At 57.7% G+C, this 18,201-nt stretch carries 24 protein-coding genes; 12 read left to right on the top strand and 12 right to left on the bottom strand.

Features of this window, described 5'->3' with window-relative positions; translation table 11 throughout:
- Window positions 1–54 precede the first annotated feature (54 nt).
- Entirely contained in the window at window positions 55–921 is an 867-nt protein-coding gene (metF, locus tag ACR3EM_RS09690) for a methylenetetrahydrofolate reductase [NAD(P)H] (protein WP_480470504.1), read from the top strand.
- Window positions 922–1,112: 191 nt separating this feature from the next.
- Complete coding sequence (locus ACR3EM_RS09695; protein WP_480470505.1) at window positions 1,113–1,775, top strand: DnaJ domain-containing protein; 663 nt, start codon at window positions 1,113–1,115, stop codon at window positions 1,773–1,775.
- A gap of 59 nt (window positions 1,776–1,834) precedes the next feature.
- Here the strand turns inward: ACR3EM_RS09695 and ACR3EM_RS09700 are convergent, their stop codons facing one another.
- A complete protein-coding gene (locus tag ACR3EM_RS09700; protein ID WP_480470506.1) occupies window positions 1,835–2,353 on the bottom strand; it encodes a YHS domain-containing (seleno)protein in 519 nt (172 codons plus the stop codon).
- Window positions 2,354–2,598: 245 nt separating this feature from the next.
- Here ACR3EM_RS09700 and yghU point away from each other — a divergent pair, with 245 nt between their 5' ends.
- Window positions 2,599–3,474: a glutathione-dependent disulfide-bond oxidoreductase gene (yghU, locus tag ACR3EM_RS09705; RefSeq protein ID WP_480470507.1), complete on the top strand. Its 876-nt coding sequence runs from the start codon at window positions 2,599–2,601 to the stop codon at window positions 3,472–3,474.
- Window positions 3,475–3,486: 12 nt separating this feature from the next.
- On the opposite strand, the gene ACR3EM_RS09710 is transcribed toward yghU, so the two are convergent.
- Both ACR3EM_RS09710 and ACR3EM_RS09715 read right to left on the bottom strand, forming a co-directional pair.
- Window positions 3,487–4,275 carry an SseB family protein gene (locus ACR3EM_RS09710; protein ID WP_480470508.1) on the bottom strand — a complete coding sequence of 263 codons (789 nt, stop codon included), beginning with the start codon at window positions 4,273–4,275 and terminating at the stop codon, window positions 3,487–3,489.
- Complete coding sequence (locus ACR3EM_RS09715; protein WP_480471915.1) at window positions 4,268–4,855, bottom strand: uracil-DNA glycosylase family protein; 588 nt, start codon at window positions 4,853–4,855, stop codon at window positions 4,268–4,270. Before ACR3EM_RS09715 ends, ACR3EM_RS09710 begins: the two co-directional genes overlap by 8 nt.
- 198 nt (window positions 4,856–5,053) lie before the next feature.
- On the opposite strand from ACR3EM_RS09715, the gene ACR3EM_RS09720 reads away from it, so the two are divergent.
- The 4 genes from ACR3EM_RS09720 to ACR3EM_RS09735 are packed head-to-tail and all read left to right on the top strand — an operon-like array spanning window position 5,054 to window position 9,623.
- Entirely contained in the window at window positions 5,054–5,713 is a 660-nt protein-coding gene (locus ACR3EM_RS09720) for an ABC transporter ATP-binding protein (protein WP_480470509.1), read from the top strand.
- A complete protein-coding gene (locus ACR3EM_RS09725) occupies window positions 5,691–7,271 on the top strand; it encodes a KpsE/RkpR family capsule polysaccharide export protein (RefSeq protein WP_480470510.1) in 1,581 nt (526 codons plus the stop codon). Before ACR3EM_RS09720 ends, ACR3EM_RS09725 begins: the two co-directional genes overlap by 23 nt.
- A 6-nt stretch (window positions 7,272–7,277) precedes the next feature.
- Window positions 7,278–8,111 (top strand): 3-deoxy-8-phosphooctulonate synthase, encoded by an 834-nt coding sequence (gene kdsA, locus ACR3EM_RS09730; RefSeq protein WP_480470511.1) that lies wholly within the window; start codon window positions 7,278–7,280, stop codon window positions 8,109–8,111.
- Between the two features lie 15 nt (window positions 8,112–8,126).
- Complete coding sequence (locus ACR3EM_RS09735; protein WP_480470512.1) at window positions 8,127–9,623, top strand: phosphomannomutase/phosphoglucomutase; 1,497 nt, start codon at window positions 8,127–8,129, stop codon at window positions 9,621–9,623.
- A 27-nt stretch (window positions 9,624–9,650) separates the two neighbouring features.
- On the opposite strand, the gene ACR3EM_RS09740 is transcribed toward ACR3EM_RS09735, so the two are convergent.
- Window positions 9,651–11,579 (bottom strand): AsmA family protein, encoded by a 1,929-nt coding sequence (locus ACR3EM_RS09740; RefSeq protein WP_480470513.1) that lies wholly within the window; start codon window positions 11,577–11,579, stop codon window positions 9,651–9,653.
- A gap of 93 nt (window positions 11,580–11,672) precedes the next feature.
- On the opposite strand from ACR3EM_RS09740, the gene rimO reads away from it, so the two are divergent.
- The gene (gene rimO, locus ACR3EM_RS09745) at window positions 11,673–13,070 is read left to right on the top strand and encodes a 30S ribosomal protein S12 methylthiotransferase RimO (RefSeq protein WP_480470514.1); all 1,398 of its coding nucleotides are present in this window, start codon (window positions 11,673–11,675) and stop codon (window positions 13,068–13,070) included.
- Window positions 13,071–13,074: 4 nt separating this feature from the next.
- Here rimO and ACR3EM_RS09750 read toward each other — a convergent pair whose 3' ends face one another.
- Window positions 13,075–13,431, bottom strand: coding sequence for a diacylglycerol kinase (locus tag ACR3EM_RS09750; RefSeq protein WP_480470515.1), 357 nt, complete (start codon window positions 13,429–13,431; stop codon window positions 13,075–13,077).
- A 133-nt stretch (window positions 13,432–13,564) separates the two neighbouring features.
- Window positions 13,565–13,753, bottom strand: a complete 189-nt coding sequence (locus tag ACR3EM_RS09755; protein ID WP_480470516.1) for a hypothetical protein — start codon at window positions 13,751–13,753, stop codon at window positions 13,565–13,567.
- A gap of 215 nt (window positions 13,754–13,968) precedes the next feature.
- On the opposite strand from ACR3EM_RS09755, the gene ACR3EM_RS09760 reads away from it, so the two are divergent.
- Window positions 13,969–14,211 (top strand): CDGSH iron-sulfur domain-containing protein, encoded by a 243-nt coding sequence (locus ACR3EM_RS09760; protein ID WP_480470517.1) that lies wholly within the window; start codon window positions 13,969–13,971, stop codon window positions 14,209–14,211.
- Window positions 14,212–14,216: 5 nt separating this feature from the next.
- On the opposite strand, the gene ACR3EM_RS09765 is transcribed toward ACR3EM_RS09760, so the two are convergent.
- From ACR3EM_RS09765 to ACR3EM_RS09785, 5 genes are all read right to left on the bottom strand, one after another.
- A complete protein-coding gene (locus ACR3EM_RS09765) occupies window positions 14,217–14,474 on the bottom strand; it encodes a DUF6455 family protein (protein ID WP_480470518.1) in 258 nt (85 codons plus the stop codon).
- Window positions 14,475–14,482: 8 nt separating this feature from the next.
- Window positions 14,483–14,743: a DUF6455 family protein gene (locus ACR3EM_RS09770; RefSeq protein ID WP_480470519.1), complete on the bottom strand. Its 261-nt coding sequence runs from the start codon at window positions 14,741–14,743 to the stop codon at window positions 14,483–14,485.
- 14 nt (window positions 14,744–14,757) lie between these two features.
- A complete protein-coding gene (locus ACR3EM_RS09775) occupies window positions 14,758–15,009 on the bottom strand; it encodes a DUF6455 family protein (protein ID WP_480470520.1) in 252 nt (83 codons plus the stop codon).
- Window positions 15,010–15,077: 68 nt separating this feature from the next.
- Complete coding sequence (locus ACR3EM_RS09780) at window positions 15,078–15,440, bottom strand: YigZ family protein (protein ID WP_480470521.1); 363 nt, start codon at window positions 15,438–15,440, stop codon at window positions 15,078–15,080.
- Window positions 15,440–16,141, bottom strand: a complete 702-nt coding sequence (locus ACR3EM_RS09785; protein ID WP_480470522.1) for a M48 family metalloprotease — start codon at window positions 16,139–16,141, stop codon at window positions 15,440–15,442. Before ACR3EM_RS09785 ends, ACR3EM_RS09780 begins: the two co-directional genes overlap by 1 nt.
- A 120-nt stretch (window positions 16,142–16,261) precedes the next feature.
- Here ACR3EM_RS09785 and ACR3EM_RS09790 point away from each other — a divergent pair, with 120 nt between their 5' ends.
- The 3 genes from ACR3EM_RS09790 to ACR3EM_RS09800 all read left to right on the top strand — a co-directional run bounded on the left by ACR3EM_RS09790 (window position 16,262) and on the right by ACR3EM_RS09800 (window position 17,921).
- Window positions 16,262–16,510 (top strand): hypothetical protein, encoded by a 249-nt coding sequence (locus ACR3EM_RS09790; RefSeq protein ID WP_480470523.1) that lies wholly within the window; start codon window positions 16,262–16,264, stop codon window positions 16,508–16,510.
- 137 nt (window positions 16,511–16,647) lie between these two features.
- A complete protein-coding gene (locus ACR3EM_RS09795; RefSeq protein WP_480470524.1) occupies window positions 16,648–17,226 on the top strand; it encodes a nitroreductase family protein in 579 nt (192 codons plus the stop codon).
- The gene (locus ACR3EM_RS09800; protein ID WP_480470525.1) at window positions 17,223–17,921 is read left to right on the top strand and encodes an EI24 domain-containing protein; all 699 of its coding nucleotides are present in this window, start codon (window positions 17,223–17,225) and stop codon (window positions 17,919–17,921) included. The genes ACR3EM_RS09795 and ACR3EM_RS09800 overlap by 4 nt, the downstream gene beginning before the upstream one ends.
- A 4-nt stretch (window positions 17,922–17,925) precedes the next feature.
- Here the strand turns inward: ACR3EM_RS09800 and ACR3EM_RS09805 are convergent, their stop codons facing one another.
- The gene (locus ACR3EM_RS09805; protein WP_480470526.1) at window positions 17,926–18,201 is read right to left on the bottom strand and encodes a DUF1467 family protein; all 276 of its coding nucleotides are present in this window, start codon (window positions 18,199–18,201) and stop codon (window positions 17,926–17,928) included.

Raw genomic sequence — 18,201 nt, forward strand, 5'->3', positions numbered from 1 at the left:
GTCTCACATTCACCAGCATGGCACAAGGGGCGCAATTGATCCTGAGAGGCCGTGATGACCCAACCTGAAATTTCATTCGAGTTCTTTCCACCCAAAACGCTGGAGGCCTCATTCCGGCTTTGGGATACGGTCCAGACACTGGCCCCGCTGGAGCCCAGATTTGTCTCGGTCACCTATGGCGCGGGCGGGACGACGCGCGAGTTAACCCGCGATGCGGTGGCGACCTTGCACAAATCATCCGGACTGCCGGTCGCGGCGCATCTGACCTGTGTCGATGCATCACGTCAAGAAACGCTGGAGATCGCGGATAAGTTTGCCCGTGCCGGTGTCGAAAATATCGTCGCACTACGGGGCGATCCTCCGAAAGGTCAGGATGCGTTCACACCGCACCCCGATGGATTTGCCCATTCAGTGGAACTGATCGAAGCTCTGGCTGAAACCGAAATGTTCAGCATTCGTGTCGGTGCCTATCCCGATATCCATCCCGAAGCCTACGATGCGCGGGCGGATGTGGATTGGCTGAAGGCAAAGCTGGATGCAGGCGCGGATGAGGCGCTGACACAGTTCTTCTTTGAGGCTGAAACGTTCTTCCGCTTCCGTGACGCTTGCGAAAAGGCTGGCATCGACAAACCCATCGTGCCCGGCATTCTGCCAATCGAAAACTGGAACGGAGCGCGTCGTTTTGCCCAGCGCTGCGGGACCCGGATTCCTGAATGGGTCGAGAATGCCTTTGACAAAGCCGTTCGCGATGATCGCGAGGAGCTTTTGGCAACAGCACTTTGTACAGAACTGTGCTCGGACCTGATCGACGGTGGTGTGGACAAGCTGCATTTCTACACGCTCAATCGCCCGGAGCTTACGCGCGACGTCTGCTTTGCATTGGGCATCACACCTCGGGCTGAATTGCAGAATGTAGCGTGATTTTGATGCGCCCCGGTTCCACAAATGGGGCTGTGGCGTATTTTCATCTGCAGGGCGGAAACGATACCAGCGACAATCGAAACTCAGGCCTAACAACTGTTGCGCAGGCCCACGCTAATACCCGGTGAAATTTGACAAAAAAGTGACCACTGGCAAATTGGGGTCAGTGTAGTTTTAACGAGTATTTGAGTATGGAGCCAGTGAGCAAGATAAAGGCTCGTGCCGAAGCCTTGCAGGTTTTGGGCCTGTCGCAAAACGCCAGTGCAAACGAGATTCGTGACGCCTGGCGCAGTGTCGCCTTCCATGATCATCCAGATCATACCGGCGGGGATTACGACGGGTTTTCTCGGGCCAAGGCGGCATATGATTTTCTGCGCAATGAAGGATTGACCTGCAAAGGGTCATCTGGTGCGTCGATGCCACGCAGACCACGCCTGAAAAAACGCGTGATCGAATTGGCCATGGATGAGATCGAAGCCTGCCGCGATCTGCTAAACCCGGAACGCGCCTTATCGGATCTATCCGACAACGAAACGAATGAGGTGGCGAAGCCCAAAGTGGATCTGTCGGACCATGTGCCGGAAGCAATCGGCTGTTTCGGACGCGATCTGACCTATTTTGTGGCCTCTTCGGTTTGCGAAGGTTCAAACCGGGTCGCGCTGCCGACTTCGGTTCTGACCAGTTGCAGAAAAGCCGAAACCGAGATTCTGTCATTTCAATCCAAAAGCTCGGGCTCTGGGGAAATCGTTGTCCCCGATCCCATCCGCGAGCGCAGGTTTCCCGGCGCCAAGAGCGTAAGGATACGCTTTGAAGCGGATCAGCACATGCGGGATTTATTTGAGTTGGCCGGATAGACCGGCCCAAAGAAAAAGCCCGACCTTGGCGGTCGGGCTTTAATGTTCAGTGTAAGCAATCAGTTCGAGATCGGACCTTCCGAAGTGAATTTCGGGATCACGCTGGACGAAGCCGCATCGGATTCGATACCGGGCCAGTTGCCTTCGGCCAGGTTGATGTTAGCGGGTACATCCTCTTCCCAGAAGCCGACGACCACGTCGGTGATGTTCAGATAAAGCTTGTCATCGACGATCCGCCACAGGTTCGGGTTGGCTGGAACCTTACCGCCTTTCGACACACCATAAGCACAGTGGCCATCATATTGCGGCGCGTAATAGGCTGGGTTTTCCAGGAATTTATCGCGATTTTCCGCGGATGCGAATGCCCAGGTCGCACCGTTGTATTCTGCTGTGAAGTCGGCGCGGCCACGCACGGCCTCGGGCTGCGATTGGCCGACAGGGACCTGATCAAGGCTGCGATAAGCAACGACGTCATATCCCGACACGGCAAATCCGGTGCCATCGACATATTGATCTCCGGCAAATGCGGGAACGGCAAAGGCGATTGTTGCTGCAAGGCTCAGCGCAAAGCGTTTCATGTGGTTGGTCCTTATGTCCTTACGGTTTCCAGGAACCCGACTTGTGGGGTCTGACCAGACAATAGGCGATTTTCGCACCGCGCGAAGACCCCCTCGCGCCGCTGTTACATCAGACGGCGTTTTGTGAGCCGAACCACGCCGAATGTTACAAAGTTCGTGCCACGTTCGGGGTTGGACTTTGAGTTCTGCAATATTAGCTGTGGGTGCAGCGGCCGCGCAGGCCGGTTCTGAAGGAAAGGCACGAGATGAGCGAACAATCCACCTATACCCCTCCGAAAGTCTGGACCTGGGACAGCGAAAGCGGCGGGCGCTTTGCCAACATCAATCGCCCCATCGCCGGAGCCACCCATGACAAGGATCTGCCGGTCGGAAAGCACCCGATGCAGCTGTATTCTCTAGCCACGCCAAACGGCGTCAAAGTGACCATTATGCTTGAGGAGTTGCTGGCCCTGGGCCAAGAGGGTGCTGAATATAATGCCTGGCTGATCAATATCGGTGAAGGGGACCAGTTCAGCTCTGGATTTGTCGGCGCCAACCCGAACTCGAAGATCCCGGCCCTTTGGGATCGCTCGGGCGACACTCCGATCCGCGTGTTCGAAAGCGCCTCGATCCTGTTCCATCTGGCTGAAAAGTTCGGAGCATTCCTGCCTGAAAGCGGGACCGAGCGGACCGAGGTCATGAACTGGCTGTTCTGGCAAATGGGCAGCGCACCCTATCTGGGCGGTGGGTTTGGACACTTCTACGCTTATGCGCCCGAGAAATGGCAATACCCGATCGACCGTTTTGCGATGGAGGCCAAACGCCAGCTGGATGTGCTCGACCGGGAACTGGCCGACAAGCCCTATATCGCGGGTCAGGACTATACCATTGCAGACATGGCAATCTGGCCGTGGTACGGGCAGCTGGTGCTGGGCCGTCTTTATGACGCGGCTGAGTTCCTGGATGTGGAGAGCTACAAGAACGTCATGCGTTGGGCCAAAGAAATCGACGCACGCCCCGCGGTGCAGAGGGGTCGCATGGTCAACCGCGCCTTTGGTGAGCCGCATACGCAATTGCACGAGCGCCACGACGCCAGCGACTTCGAAACTCGCACGCAGGACAAGCTGGCACCGGCCGATTGATTGGCCGGATGACTATTTGAGAATCGGGGGCCGCGCAGGATCAGATCCCGGAGCGACCCTTTCCATGCTCGGGGTCTGAGGCTGCGGAAGATCAAAGCGCAGCCCGACCTTGGCCAGAGCCGCCGCGGCGGGCTCATCAGGTGCAAAGAAACCCACATCCAGCGCGCCGGCTTCGATACCAGAAAACGTCAGAGCCTCGGAAACCGCACGCGCCAGTGCGGGCTGCGCACCTTCAATTGCGGCGACAAAGCCCAGCAGATGGCCCTGACCGCCATCCTGAGTCTTCGTTGCCACCAGAAACGCTGCGGCGGCAAGCCCGGCGGCCGTTGCCAGTTTGGTATCCAGCGCAGTCAGCAAGACGTCGGGCAAACCGGCAGGCGGGCTGAATTCGGCCAACCGCTGCTGCACTTCTTCCGGACCATGCTGCAACGTATCGGCCAACCATGCCAACGCCTCAGCCGGGATCAACATCGACGAGGGCGCGACCTCGAGGTTCAGCCCAAGTCCGATCCCCTGCCCTGAAAGCATCGACGACAGAACCCGACCGGACAGCGCAACATATGGCACGGGGCAACCCGCAAAGCGCGCAAGACGTTCTTCAAGGTCGAAGGCCAACACGAAGCGTCCATCGGCGACATCAAACAGCTCGGGCGAGATATTCTCGTCGCGGGCTTCTTCGGTCAGCATCAGAAACAGTTCACTATCGGCAAGTCGCTCAAAAAACCGCAGACGCGCCGCATCGTCTTGCGGGACCGCCTCCATAGCGGCATGTGCGGCATCGAGCGCTGTGGTTTCAGACATTCATCACCTCTTGCACCCGAGCGCGCAGAACCGGCAGCAGATCGGCCTCGAACCACGGGTTTTTCTTCAGCCAACCCGTATTGCGCCACGAGGGATGAGGCAAGGCAAAGACCCGCGGCGCATGGTCCCGCCAGCGGCTGACGGTTTCGGTTACTGGCGTCTTGGCCCCCAGATGGTATTTATGTGCGTGACCGCCCACCAGCACGGTCAATGGCACCTCGCCCAGCGCCGCCATCACTTTGTCATGCCATGTCTTTCCGCAGATCGGCGGGGGCGGAAGATCCGCCTTGCGCGCGTTATATCCGGGAAAGCAAAACGCCATCGGTACGATCGACACACGGTCGCGGTCGTAGAATGTGGCCTCATCGACCCCCAGCCACTCGCGCAGGCGATCCCCCGACGGATCGGTAAAAGGGCGGCCCGACTCATGAACCCGTGCGCCGGGTGCCTGACCTGCAATCAGGATACGTGCGCCGGGGCGGAACCATACCACGGGGCGCGGCTGGTGCGCGGTTTCAGTCTGGGCGAATTTGTCCGCGCAAAGGCGACATGCGCGTATGTCTTCGATCAATGAACTCATGGGGTCATCAGGCGTTGCGAATTGCATCGGGTCAAGACAGGCGCGGTCGAACACGTCCAGCCCTTGCAACACTTCGTCGTCATAGCCCCGGATATGCATTGATCATTTGTTTCATATTTCGACATAATGTGGCCAACATGGATCGGTAGCACCAACGCTTTCAAACCGACAAGAACCCGAGCGATCTACAGGCCGCGCATGCTGGAATTTGATAATGTCAGCAAGTCCTTCTGGACCGGAACCCGCCGCAAGGTGATTCTGGATCAGGTGTCGTTTCGGGTTGAACTTGGCACTTCGCTGGGCGTGCTGGCCCCGAATGGAACCGGCAAAACAACGTTGATCAACATGATGGCCGGGCTGGAAAAACCTGACGAAGGTGTGATCCGGCGTGACTGCCGTGTTTCGTTTCCGATGGGGTTCACTGGCGGGGTGGCCAAGCGCCTGTCAGCGCTTGAGAACGCACGCTACATCGCCAAGATCTACGGCATGGACCCCGACTATGTCGAAGCCTACTGCAGTTGGCTGTGCAATCTGGGGGAGTATTTCAACCAGCCGCTCGGCACCTATTCGGCCGGGATGCGCGCGCGTTTTACCTTTGCGCTGATGTTGGCTCTGGATTTCGACATGTATCTGATCGATGAGGGGATGCCCTCGACAACGGATGTGGAATTCAACAAGAAAGCCGGGGCCATCTTGCAGGAAAGACTGCGTACCACGACGCTTGTGATCGTTTCGCACAACCCGGCAGTGCTTGAGAAATTCGCGCGCCAGGCGGCGGTTCTGCTGGATGGTCAGCTCTATATGTTTGAAACCTTGGAAGAGGCGAAGCAGCTTTATGACTACCAAACCCAAGGCTAGAAAATACAATCCCGACCGCACTCCAAGCGGTGAGGGGACGCCACAGGCACGCGCCGACGCTATGGCGCGTATTCGTGAGGCCACGCAACCGCCCGAAGCAGCGAATGATGTCCAGCCCGGGACCGAGTTGGACGCGATCAAGCGGGAAGGGCTGACAGGACGGCAACTGCGCGTCGCAAGACGGCTTGCGCAGAAAAACGGCCTGGCGGCAACCTCAGACTATGATGCGGTTCGCCTGCTGCGTCTAAAGGGAATTGATCCGTTTCAGCGCGCAAACCTGCTCGATCTGACCGCTGTTGACACAACGGGACAGGACGGCAGCGTAGCGAAGGACAACATCAAAATTCATCTGCCGCAGACCGCAAAGGACTCACAGAAGAATCTGCCTGGGCCGGAACTCAGCCCAACCCAGCGGCGAGAGTATGAGATTGGTCAGATCCAGAAAGACATTGCGCGCCGTCGTCGTCGCAAACTTATGGGGCTGTTTGCGCGCCTGGCCGCCTTTGTCCTGTTGCCGACACTGATCGTGGGGTTCTATTTCTATCGTGTTGCGACCCCGATGTATGCCAGCGCTTCCGCGTTTTCGATTTTACAAGCAGATGGCGGTGGCGCATCGTTCGGAGGTTTTCTTGCAGGCACCCAATTTGCTACGGCGCAGGATTCAGTTGCCACACAGGAATTTCTGGAATCCAAAGATGCGTTGGAGCGGCTTGAAAGAGATACTGGTTTTGCCGAGATCTTCCAGCAGGATTGGATTGACCCGATCCAACGCCTGTCCCCGGACGCAAGCCTCGAGGAAACCTACAAACTCTACAAACGGATGATAACGATCGGCTATGACCCCAGCGATGGCATCATTCGCATGGAGGTCGCGGCCCCGAGCCCTGAAATCTCAGTTGATTTATCAAGACGGCTCATCTCTTACGCCGAGGAAACCATCAATGGCCTGACCGAGAAAAAGCGTGAGGACCAGATGCGCGATGCGCGAGAAAGCTTTGAAGCCGCGCAAACCGCACGCAGGCAGGCGCAGGAGGATCTGATCGAGCTTCAGCTGCAAGGCGCAATTCTTGATCCGCAAAGCGTGATCGCAAGCCTACGCGCGCGCATCGATCAGTTCGAGTTCGAGTTGCAAGACAAGGAACTGCAACTTGCGGCTTTGCTGGACAATCTGCGCCCCAATCAAGCCAAGGTTGATGGGGTCCGCGCGGATATTGCGCGCCTCGAAGTGGTCCTCGAAGAACTGAATGCCGAGATGCTGGACGCCTCGGCAGGCGAAAACTCGCTGGCGCGTTTGAGCGTGCGGATCCAGATGGCTCAGGCTGATCTGGTCGCACGGGATATGATGCTGCAAACCGCTATGCAGCAAATGGAAGCGACCCGGACCGAGGCTAACCGTAAAGTGCGCTATCTGACCGTCTCGGTGAACCCGGTGCCCAGCGATGAACCCAGCTATCCGCGCAAGTTCGAAAATACGATTTTGGCTTTCCTGTTATTTGCTGGTATCTACCTGATGATCTCGCTTACCGCGTCGGTCCTTCGTGAACAGGTATCCTCGTAAAGACCCATGAAACATATAAAAATCGCCGACCTGACGGTTGGCAACGATCTTCCGCTGACCATTATCGCCGGCCCCTGCCAGCTTGAAACCGCCGATCACGCCCAGATGATCGCAGGCACCATGAAAGAGGCCTGCGATGCCGCAGGCGCGCAATATGTGTTCAAGGCCTCCTACGACAAAGCCAATCGAACCTCATTGTCCGGAAAGCGCGGCATGGGTATTGATGCGGGCTTGAAGGTGCTGGATGATATCCGCACGACCATGGGCATTCCAGTTTTGACGGATGTTCATACCGAAGCCCAGTGCGCAATCGCGGCTGAGGCAGTCGATATCCTTCAGATTCCGGCTTTCCTGTGCCGCCAGACAGATATGCTGCTGGCTGCAGGCAATACTGGCAAAGCGGTAAACGTGAAAAAGGGCCAGTTTCTGGCTCCGTGGGAGATGCCCAACATCGTTACCAAGATCGAAAGCACCGGTAACCAGAATATCCTGCTAACCGAACGCGGCACCTCATTTGGCTACAACACTCTGGTGGCCGATATGCGCTCACTGCCACAGATGGCGAAAACTGGGTATCCAGTGGTCATGGATGCCACCCATTCAGTGCAACAGCCAGGTGGTCAGGGTGGTTCTTCCGGCGGGCAGCGTGAGTTTGCTCCAGTCATGGCGCGGGCTGCTGTTTCGCTGGGTGTCGGCGCTTTGTTCATCGAAACGCATCAGGACCCGGACAATGCACCATCAGACGGCCCCAACATGATTCCGCTGGATCAAATGAGCCATCTGATTGACACGTTGATGCGTTTTGATGCGCTCGCCAAAGAAAACCCGATTCAAATTTAGCGATTGAGATTTGTAATGACCAAGCCCCTTGCCGAGGTGACCCCGAACACCTGGAGTTTCTTGCGCGACCCGATGATCAAGCCGACCGGTTTTCGCGAATACGATGCGCGGTGGAAATACCCCAATGAGATCAACCTGCCGGGCATGACCGCTCTTGGCCTCGGTCTGGGTAGCCAGATGCATAAGCGCGGGATCGAGCCGGTGATTGCGGTTGGCAATGACTATCGTGACTATTCTCTGTCGATCAAGAATGCGCTGATCGTGGGGCTGATGCAGGCAGGTATTCAGGTCAAGGATATCGGCCCAGCGCTAAGCCCGATGGCCTATTTTGCGCAATTCCATCTGGATGTGCCTGCGGTGGCGATGGTGACGGCCAGCCACAATCCAAACGGTTGGACCGGCGTAAAAATGGGCTTTGACCGCCCCCTGACCCATGGTCCCGACGAAATGTCAGAACTGCGCGACATCGTCCTGAACGGCGAAGGCGTTGCGCGTGCAGGCGGGTCCTATGAATTCGTTGATGGCGTGAAAGAGGCTTATATCAACGATCTGATTGGTGACTTCAAAATGTCCCGTCCGCTCAAGGTCGTTTGCGCCGCTGGCAATGGAACCGCCGCCGCCTTTGCACCCGAAATCTTTGAACGCATTGGTGTCGAGGTCGTACCGAGCCATACAGAGCTGGACTACACATTCCCCAACTACAACCCGAACCCCGAGGCCATGGAAATGCTGCATGACATGGCCGACACGGTCAAAGCCAGCGGTGCTGATCTGGCGCTCGGCTTTGATGGGGATGGCGATCGATGCGGGGTAGTGGATGACGAAGGCGAAGAGATTTTCGCTGACAAAGTCGGTGTCATCATGGCCCGCGATCTGGCCAAGCTCTATCCGGGATCGACCTTTGTGGCTGATGTGAAATCGACGGGACTGTTCGCCAGTGATCCTGAGCTACGGGCCCATGGGGTGAAAGCCGACTACTGGAAAACCGGGCACAGCCATATGAAGCGCCGGGTCAAGGAAATCGGCGCACTGGCCGGGTTTGAGAAATCGGGTCACTACTTTCTGGCCGAACCGGTTGGGCGCGGATATGACTGCGGCATGCGCGTGGCGGTGGAAATCTGCAAGCTGATGGACCGCAATCCGGATCAGAGTATGTCGGACCTGAGCAAAGCGCTGCCCAAAACGTGGTCCACACCCACAATGTCGCCGTACGCCGCTGATACCGAGAAATACGATATTCTGCAGCGGTTGGTCGAGAAACTGGTCGCCAAGGCCGACGCGGGTGAGAGCTTTGCCGGTCGTGCGATCAAAGAGGTCGTGACCGTCAATGGCGCGCGGGTCATTCTGGACAATGGCAGCTGGGGGCTGGTGCGCGCGTCGTCGAACACCCCGAACCTTGTCGTGGTTTGTGAAAGCAGTGAAAGCGAAGACGAGATGCGCGCGATCTTTGCCGATATCGACGCCGTTATCCGCACCGAACCCGGCGTTGGCGACTACGATCAGACAATCTGATCTTTCGGGGGCGTGGTACGCCCCCGGCTAGTCCCCACCAAGCAGCTTCAGAAGGCCTTTCTTGGCCTCCTCCTCAAGCTTCTTCTTCAACGCATCCTCGACCTGCCCGGTTTCGGTGATCGTGGTATCAAGCTCGTCCCCAACCTTTTGTAGAACCTTATTCTTGGCGTCATCTTCCAGCTCTTTGATCTTGCCCTCGGCGGCGGCTTCGATGACTTTGCTCAGATCCGGCTTGATCGAAGGGTTGCTCCATGGTCCCACGATCCGAACCGGGACTGAGATGCCCTGACCCGAATTGGCCCGCAAGGCTACGGGTGTGAACAGATAATCAATATCACGCGCGCCCAGACCCACGCGTCCCGCTCCATCCGCGCGAAAATTGTCGAGTTGCATCAGCAGATCGTTATTCGTCAGATCACCGTTTTGCATCGTGAAACTGGCCGTCAGACTGTTGAACACAGTCGTACCACCCGCGCCCTCACCGCGGCCCATCAGCCGGTCTAGATCGAGCCCCGCAATTACCCCTTTGCCCACATCGATTCGGCCTTTGCCATTCAGCGAGCGCATGATCTGATCTTCAGTCTCCCCTACCCCCAGAAACTCAAGCGTGCCCGAGCCAGTTCCGGATAGGCGTTCGATATCCCCCAGCGTGGTCAACGCCTCTTTGATATCGATATTGTCAGCCTTCAGATTGCCGCCGACCGACAGGCCATTGCGGTTGTTGGCGACGACCTGACCGTTCAGTTGGCCCGAAAACAATGAAGCCGGTTGCATCTTGAGAACTGCGCGCGAGCGGTCGAGGCTGAGCATTAGATCACTTTGACCCAACCGCATGCCCGGCACTGCAATTGAGTTAGCCTGCAAGCGGATTGTTCCATTCGCCAGCGCCAGAAACGAGGCATCGATCGGTTGTTTCGACCAACCGTCCGAACCCGAACCTCCGCCAGATGATCCCTCTCCCGCCACTTTCGACAGATCGAGATCACCGGCCTTCAGACGCGCGGTAATCTGTGGCGGATCGGATATCTGGATGTCTGCTTCGCCATCCAACCGATTGCTATCCAGAATCGTGACCATATCGCGCAAGGAAATCCGGCCATCACTGGTATAGGTCATCTGCCCCGAGACCGAAGCCACACGCCCCAAGCCTTCGGGTACCGTTACACCGCCCTGCCCGAACGCAGCCAGCATCTTATGCGTGTCACGCGCTGTAACTGTGGTCTTGCCATCCATTTCACCAGCCAGATTCACCCGGCCTGAGAACTGAACATCTCCGCCCGGAGCGGTCAGGCTCAGTTCAAGTGGTGTCACCACCCCGTTGGAAAAGGCAGGCAAGTCGGGGATCGTCAGGTCGACTTCTACCGCACCTCCAGGCACGGGCATGCTGGCTTGCATCTCCATAGGGTCGGTGATGCCGGGCCAGCGCGCAGACAGGTCGACATTGGCAAAATCCATGCTGATCGCGCCGTCCTCGACATAGACCAGCCGGGCATCAGTTAGCTCCAGCCTCTCCAACGTGACCGGTCGGCTTTCAGCAGCTTGCGCCGATCCACTGGTGCCGGAGGAATTGTCAGGCTGATGCAGTTCCCAGTTCCCGCGCCCCTCCGACCGCTCCAATCGCAGCACCGGACTGTCGGCCAGCACCCGCTTGATGCGGATATCCCCCGACAGCAACGCAGAGGCATCAACCCCAACGGCCAGACTTTGCGCGCTGAGCATCGGCTCTGACCCGGCCCAGGGTGCATTGCCGAAGGTAACCGGCCCGGTTTCCATCCCCAAAACCGGCCAGAAAGACAGCCGGACATCGCCCGACAGCTTCAAATCACGACCCGTTTGCGCTTTGACCTGCTCGGCCAGAATGGTCGCCAGCTTGTCACCGGGCATCAGCAGCAACGCGCCAATGACCAGCCCGAAGGCCGCAACCAAAAGGAAAACGATACGAATGAGCCACTTCATGGGTCTGCCTTTCCGGCTTATCTGCTCTGTTTCAAGTCAGCCCTGTGCGGGCAATATTTGCAAGGGGAAGCTTTCCCCTCTATATGCCCGGCCATGAGTACGAACCCACCAAACCTCCGCCCTGATCTGGCCCCTTCGGCACAGATCACTGATACTCCGCGACGGGGCCAGCCCACCCTTGGGATGGTGTCTTTGGGATGCCCCAAGGCTCTAGTCGACAGTGAACGTATTCTGACCCGGCTACGGGCCGAAGGATACGGCATTTCGCCGGATTATGCGGGCGCCGATGCCGTGATTGTGAACACCTGCGGGTTTCTGGACAGCGCCAAAGCCGAGTCGCTGGAGGCCATCGGCGAAGCGCTGGTTGAGAACGGCAAGGTTATCGTGACGGGCTGTCTGGGGGCCGAGCCGGACTATATCCGCGAACACCATCCCAGGATTTTGGCCGTCACCGGACCTCATCAATACGAACAAGTACTGGATGCGGTCCACGCCGCCGTGCCGCCAGACCCGAACCCCTATGTCGATCTGCTGCCCGCCTCTGGCGTCAAGCTGACGCCGCGCCATTACAGCTATCTCAAGATTTCCGAGGGCTGTAACCACAAATGCAAGTTCTGCATCATTCCCGATATGCGCGGCAAGCTCGCCAGTCGCCCAGCCCATGCGGTGCTGCGCGAAGCCGAGAAACTGGTCGACAACGGCGTGCGCGAGTTGCTCGTGATCTCGCAGGACACCTCGGCTTATGGGCTGGACCGCAAATATGACATGAACCCGTGGAAAGACCGCGAGGTGCGCAGCCATATCACCGATCTGGCACGGGAACTGGGGCAGTTCGACGCCTGGGTAAGGTTGCACTATGTCTACCCTTATCCGCATGTGCGCGATTTGATTCCCCTGATGGCGGATGCGGGCTGCAATTTGCTGCCCTATCTCGACATTCCGTTCCAACATGCCCACCCGGATGTTCTGAAACGCATGGCTCGTCCTGCAGCGGGGGCAAAAACGTTGGATGAAATCACAGCGTGGCGCGCCATCTGCCCGGACATCACCCTGCGCTCGACCTTCATCGTCGGTTATCCCGGCGAAACCGAAGCTGAATTCCAAACTCTGCTGGACTGGATGGATGAGGCGCAACTGGATCGCGTCGGCTGTTTCCAGTATGAAAACGTGGACGGTGCCCGGTCGAACGACCTGCCGGATCACGTCCCTGCCGAGCTAAAGCAAGAGCGCTGGGATCGGTTCATGGAGAAGGCACAGGCCATTTCCGAGGCGAAACTGGCGGCGAAGGTTGGTCAGACGCTTGAGGTGATCGTCGATGAGATCGATGACGAAGCCGCAACCTGCCGGACCAAATCAGATGCGCCCGAGATTGACGGAAATCTGTTTATCGACGAGGGGTTCGAGGCTCTGAAGCCCGGAGATATCGTCTCGGTCGAAGTCGATGAAGCTGGCGAGTATGATCTGTGGGGGCGGCTGCAGTCGTCAGGCTGAACGCTCAGAACAACCCGATCAGCGCGAACACCCATGCCACGCCTGCTGCAATGGCGGTCAGCGCAACCGCTGCGCTGGCTGCGTCTTTGGCCTGCCCCGCAAGAGCATGGTGATCGGTTGAGGTGTGATCGACAGCACGTTCGATGGCGGTATTGAACAGCTCGGCCACCAGCACCAGCAAACCCATGATCAGAATCAGCGCCCGTTCTGTCGGGCCCAATGGCAGAAGAAACGCAAGCGCGGCCGAGATCAGATTGGCCCAGCCCCAGCTCCGAAAGGAATACTCGTCACGCCATGTGGCGCGCAGGCCCTGCCAGCTCCAGCGGGTGCGGTCATTCAGGCGGGTAAAGAAATTTCGCATAGGTCCGTCCGGTGGAAATTCGTGACCACAGGTTCAGCAGCGACTGTGAAAAGGCAAGAAAAAACCGCCTCGAATGCGGCGGTCTAAGCGGTACGGATGCAGACGGCCCCAACCGGGACCGCCTGCAGGCGATTTATTGTGTGACCGGATTACAGACAGTCTGGCCCGCTTCGGTCGTGGCCAGTTCATAGCCTGCCGCACAGCTGGGCGTACCGTACTTATCATAATCAGGCTGGATGTAGACCGGGGTCGGCTCTTCCTGCTGCGAGCATGCAGTCAGAACAACAGCTGTAGCGCAGATGGCAGCAAATTTCAGTTTCATGTCCGTCAATCCTCTATTACTTTTCTGATATTGCCCAGTTTTTCGGGGCCGGTGTCAGAATAAGACCAAGTTACTGATCTGGCAACCGAATCGATCACGAGGTTGTGAATTAAGGCGGAACGACGCTGGGGCCGCGATCTGAACCGGTGCTCTATCCTTTTCATTTCCACGCTCTACACTGTGTTTCTGATGCCAGCCAACAACGGAGACGCCAAATGTCAGATGCGCCGATCATTGCTCAAAAAGGTCCCTTTCCGGTCGAAGTGACCAAGGGAAAAACCTATTTCTGGTGCGCGTGCGGCAAATCCCAACGTCAGCCATTCTGTGATGGCTCGCATAAGGATACCGGGCTGGAGCCGATGAAATACACCGCTGAGAGTGACAAGAAGCTGTTCTTCTGCGGCTGCAAACACAGCACAAATCCACCACTGTGTGACGGATCTCACGCCGAACTGTAAGGCGATCAAAGCAGGTCGTTCAGCGGTTTCGAATTGGCGCAGAACGCAGGTGCTTCCTTGGCCCGTGACTGCTGGGCTGCGAGCCAGACCTGACATTTCTCGCTGCAATCAGAGGCGCGGCAGCGGGTTACGATTTGGGCATAGTCGTCGGGGGTCAGTTTACCTTCGGCCATCGCTTCGGTCAGGGATACCCCCATACAGCGTGCGACCGAGCGTGTTAGCCAGAAATGCGTTTCGATTTCCCCCAATGGAACCTGTGGCATCTGCTCACCTATGACTCTCGGAGCTTCAGCGCCGTAAACCGATCCCGGTTCGGGCAGGTGCAAGGCGCGCGTTCTGCGGTTTTGTTGTCATCCATCCAGTCCGGGCAGGCACACGCCCATTCGCATCCGCGGCAAAGCTGAATCATCTCGGCCCAATCCTGCTGGCTCAGATGACCATCACGATGCGCTGCGACCAAATCTGTACCGGTCGTGCGTGCCATGCGCAGCACCAACCTGAGATGTGTCATCACCTGACCGAGCTGTGTCATGACAGCCCCCGAGCCTAGGGTATCAACCGCTGCAACAACTCCTGGTTTCGGCAATATTCCGGGGTTCGGGACGCGGCCGGAGTTTCTGCCAGAAACGATTCGCAGTGACCTGGGTTGGGGCAGCCTGTACAGCGCAGGACGGCCTCTGATATTTCATCAATTCGCAAGGCACCGTCGAGTGCGGCTTCCTGCAGATCTACGCCCAGCGTTGTGGCCATCTCGTCCACAAGACCGGCATGACGTTTGAGCGTTTCGCGGTGGGACATGCGGTTTCCTTTCCCTGTCACGCTTTTGGGAAAGCTATCCGATCCGGCCAAGCGCGCCTTGACTCAGGTCAAAGGCCCAAATGATCTAGATAGGCCCGTGTCGCGTCCTGAACCCTTCGAAACCGGTCACCGCCAAGTTTCTTACCGCCATACCAACGGGTTACGATGATGACGTGGTCCGACAACCCGGCCCGTTCCATCATCCGCAAAATCACCATCGCGGCGCCGGTTTCCCCGTCGTCCGCCTTAAGTGCTCCTGTCGGCAGCATCGCCGCCCAGGTGTTATGCGTGGCCTTGGCATAGGCTTTGTCGGATTTCAGATCGACGAGCACGGCATCCACCTCGGCCCGACTGGTAACCTGTGCACCCGTCACGGCGTATTTTGATCCTCGATCGCTGAGGACGACGCCCAGCTGCGTCAAACCCGCCATTACTGCAATCCCAACTGACGCGCTGTTTGCAAGACCGCCTCGACCCGTTTGGCATTGGGCGGATGCGTGGCGAGGAACCGGTCACCCGGATCGGGAATGCGCTGAAAGAACATCATGCCGACCAGTGGATCATACCCGGCCGAATGGGTGATCACCGTGCCCAACTGATCTGCCTCCAATTCAAACTGTTGCGTGTAGTTTTGAACGCCGACCTGAGCCCCCAATTTCTGCGCCCGTTCGATGCCTGCCGTATCCTCGCCCCGTTCTCGCGCGAGATCGCCGAAGATTTTCGCGCTTTCCTTCGCATTGGCCGCCTGCCGCGCGATATGGCCCAGAACGTGATGCGCAGCCTCGTGGCTCATGACAAAAGCAATTTCATCAGCGTTTTGCGCCGACCGGATCATCGGTTGAGTGAAGATAATCAGCGGACGGCCATCGTCATCCAGCGTCTGGAATGCATTGGCAGGTGCATTGGGATTCAGATCGACCAATACGACAAAGTCGCAATTGCTTGAGGGCGCACGGCGGCGGCACTCTTTTCCGGCAGCAATCGCAACATCGCGCCCGACTTTCTCAAAGCTGCGTGCCGTGGCCTTCTTGCTCGTTGAGTTTGGCTTCCAGTTCTCGGCTGGAACCGCTACCAAAGACGGAGTGTCACACGCGGCCAGAAGCAACACCAACATCAGGGCAAGACGGCGCATTGTGGTTCCTTTCAGGCGCTTCGACCGAGGCCGAGCATAACCCGGCTTACCAGACGGGACCACCGCGGATTGCACGCCTATCGGGTTGCATTACAGCCCCGTGATCGGCACTCTGCATTCATGTTTTCTATCGAACACGAATTTGACTCGACGGTCATCACGCTGGTGGATGAAGGCGCAAAGCCTTTGCAGGAAGATATTGTGATCAACAGCTTCGCCGAATGCGTAACAATCGAGCAGTTGGACACCCGCACCGACCAGATCCAAAAGATCACGCTGTCGCCTGAACAGGTACGTGATCTGGCCGCGGCACTGGACCTGCCTGAAGGTGTTTACCAGATTCGCGAAACCGATGGTCCCAAGGAATAGCAGTTAAGTTCTGCCCTGGTAACCGATCACGGACAGTATTTCCGATTGAATTTGTCATCCTTTCGGGGGCAGTTTGCCCTTGAAAGCGGTCGGCATGCCTCCGACATACAGACTGCCCATGTGAAGGAAGTTAACATATGTCCCTGAAGAACCAAGCTGCGTTGGATTTTCTACAAGTGCGCCGCTCGCGCCCGGCGAAGACCCTGGTCGCGCCTGCCCCGACCCGCGATGAGCTGTTGCCCCTGCTCACAGCCGCCGCGCGCAGTCCGGATCATGGCAAGCTTGAACCCTGGCGGTTTGTTGTCATTGAAAAGGGCGCAATGCAGCGTTTGGCCGAGCTGACCGAGACCCGCGGTCAATCTCTCGGCAAGACCCCGGAAGACATTACAAAGGCCCGCAGCCAGTTTGACATGGGACATCTGGCAGTCGCGATCATCGAGGTACAGAAACCTTCGGACAAGATCCCGGCAATCGAACAGACCTATTCCGCCGGAGCCGTCTGCCTGGCGCTTCTGAACGCCGCGTTGGCAGCCGGTTGGGGTGCGAACTGGCTGTCGGGTTGGCAATCCCATGATCGCGCGTTTTGTCAGGCGGCGCTGGGTCTGACGGACAACGAATCCATCGCGGGTTTCATTCACATCGCGACCGAGGGTACGGCTCCACCCGAACGGCCACGCCCCGATATCACCGCCCTGACCCAGTGGGTTTCGGAATGATCATCATTCATTCGTTTCTTCAGGCGCTCGGCCAAATCGGTGATCCCCGGTTCCGCAAGGTGCTGCTGCTGGGTGTCGGATTGACCTTCGCGTTGCTGGTAGCGGCCTATGCCGGATTTCTCTGGCTGATCAATGTTCTGGTCGGGGAACAAGCGACACTGCCGATACTGGGAGAGGTGACATGGCTGAACGATCTGCTCAGCGTGTCGTCGTTTCTGCTGATGATGGTGCTGTCAGTATTCCTGATGGTGCCGGTGGCGTCTGCGATCACATCCATGTTTCTCGACGAAGTAGCTCAAGCAGTCGAGGACCGGCACTATCCCGGCTTGCCTCCGGCCCAACGTATTCCCTTTGGTGATGCGCTGCGTGACACGCTCAGCTTTCTGGGTGTCCTGATCGTCGCCAATCTCCTGGCTCTGATCCTCTACGCCGTGTTCTCGCCTTTCGCGTTGTTCATTTTCTGGGGCATGAACGGTTTTCTGCTGGGACGAGAGTATTTCACCCTCGCCGCCATGCGCCGATTAGGCCGCGAAGGGGCACGGAAACTGCGCGCAAAACACAGCCTCACCATCTGGGTGGCAGGGATTCTGATGGCCGTTCCCTTGTCGGTACCGTTGGTGAACCTGCTGATCCCGATCCTGGGGGCCGCAACTTTCACCCATCTCTATCACGGTTTGTCTAACACGCGCGCCTGAAGCGCTACTCGCGCGGTTCCAGCTGATTGAGCCAGTCGAAATCGCGCACCGAGATCAGACCAGAAATGATGATGCCTGCGATGATCGCCCAAAGAATCACTGTTATCCCCGTGGTGATCCAGAGCTTCTTTTTCATGTGATGCACTTCCGGCGCACCCGCATGGGTGCCCGGAACGATATCCCCAAGGTCACCCTGCGTTTTAATCCGTATCGGCAGTACGATCAGCAGGGTCAGAAACCAGATGACCGCAAACAGGACCAGAGCAGCAGTGATCGTCAT

The sequence above is a fragment of the Ruegeria sp. AH3 genome (assembly GCF_056536265.1).

What these genes read in the sequence shown, in the direction of transcription:
- ACR3EM_RS09725 (WP_480470510.1), top strand. Translation starts at nt 5,691, where the DNA reads ATGACTACCAAACCCAAGGCTAGAAAATACAATCCCGACCGCACTCCA.
- ACR3EM_RS09740 (WP_480470513.1), bottom strand. Translation starts at nt 11,579, where the DNA reads ATGAAGTGGCTCATTCGTATCGTTTTCCTTTTGGTTGCGGCCTTCGGG.
- ACR3EM_RS09695 (WP_480470505.1), top strand. Translation starts at nt 1,113, where the DNA reads ATGGAGCCAGTGAGCAAGATAAAGGCTCGTGCCGAAGCCTTGCAGGTT.
- ACR3EM_RS09720 (WP_480470509.1), top strand. Translation starts at nt 5,054, where the DNA reads ATGCTGGAATTTGATAATGTCAGCAAGTCCTTCTGGACCGGAACCCGC.
- ACR3EM_RS09710 (WP_480470508.1), bottom strand. Translation starts at nt 4,275, where the DNA reads ATGTCTGAAACCACAGCGCTCGATGCCGCACATGCCGCTATGGAGGCG.
- ACR3EM_RS09785 (WP_480470522.1), bottom strand. Translation starts at nt 16,141, where the DNA reads ATGCGCCGTCTTGCCCTGATGTTGGTGTTGCTTCTGGCCGCGTGTGAC.
- ACR3EM_RS09780 (WP_480470521.1), bottom strand. Translation starts at nt 15,440, where the DNA reads ATGGCGGGTTTGACGCAGCTGGGCGTCGTCCTCAGCGATCGAGGATCA.
- ACR3EM_RS09770 (WP_480470519.1), bottom strand. Translation starts at nt 14,743, where the DNA reads ATGACACAGCTCGGTCAGGTGATGACACATCTCAGGTTGGTGCTGCGC.
- ACR3EM_RS09755 (WP_480470516.1), bottom strand. Translation starts at nt 13,753, where the DNA reads ATGAAACTGAAATTTGCTGCCATCTGCGCTACAGCTGTTGTTCTGACT.
- ACR3EM_RS09735 (WP_480470512.1), top strand. Translation starts at nt 8,127, where the DNA reads ATGACCAAGCCCCTTGCCGAGGTGACCCCGAACACCTGGAGTTTCTTG.
- ACR3EM_RS09790 (WP_480470523.1), top strand. Translation starts at nt 16,262, where the DNA reads ATGTTTTCTATCGAACACGAATTTGACTCGACGGTCATCACGCTGGTG.
- ACR3EM_RS09750 (WP_480470515.1), bottom strand. Translation starts at nt 13,431, where the DNA reads ATGCGAAATTTCTTTACCCGCCTGAATGACCGCACCCGCTGGAGCTGG.
- ACR3EM_RS09805 (WP_480470526.1), bottom strand. Translation starts at nt 18,201, where the DNA reads ATGACGATCACTGCTGCTCTGGTCCTGTTTGCGGTCATCTGGTTTCTG.
- metF (WP_480470504.1), top strand. Translation starts at nt 55, where the DNA reads ATGACCCAACCTGAAATTTCATTCGAGTTCTTTCCACCCAAAACGCTG.
- kdsA (WP_480470511.1), top strand. Translation starts at nt 7,278, where the DNA reads ATGAAACATATAAAAATCGCCGACCTGACGGTTGGCAACGATCTTCCG.
- ACR3EM_RS09715 (WP_480471915.1), bottom strand. Translation starts at nt 4,855, where the DNA reads ATGAGTTCATTGATCGAAGACATACGCGCATGTCGCCTTTGCGCGGAC.
- ACR3EM_RS09760 (WP_480470517.1), top strand. Translation starts at nt 13,969, where the DNA reads ATGTCAGATGCGCCGATCATTGCTCAAAAAGGTCCCTTTCCGGTCGAA.
- yghU (WP_480470507.1), top strand. Translation starts at nt 2,599, where the DNA reads ATGAGCGAACAATCCACCTATACCCCTCCGAAAGTCTGGACCTGGGAC.
- ACR3EM_RS09765 (WP_480470518.1), bottom strand. Translation starts at nt 14,474, where the DNA reads ATGCCACAGGTTCCATTGGGGGAAATCGAAACGCATTTCTGGCTAACA.
- ACR3EM_RS09795 (WP_480470524.1), top strand. Translation starts at nt 16,648, where the DNA reads ATGTCCCTGAAGAACCAAGCTGCGTTGGATTTTCTACAAGTGCGCCGC.
- rimO (WP_480470514.1), top strand. Translation starts at nt 11,673, where the DNA reads ATGAGTACGAACCCACCAAACCTCCGCCCTGATCTGGCCCCTTCGGCA.
- ACR3EM_RS09700 (WP_480470506.1), bottom strand. Translation starts at nt 2,353, where the DNA reads ATGAAACGCTTTGCGCTGAGCCTTGCAGCAACAATCGCCTTTGCCGTT.
- ACR3EM_RS09800 (WP_480470525.1), top strand. Translation starts at nt 17,223, where the DNA reads ATGATCATCATTCATTCGTTTCTTCAGGCGCTCGGCCAAATCGGTGAT.
- ACR3EM_RS09775 (WP_480470520.1), bottom strand. Translation starts at nt 15,009, where the DNA reads ATGTCCCACCGCGAAACGCTCAAACGTCATGCCGGTCTTGTGGACGAG.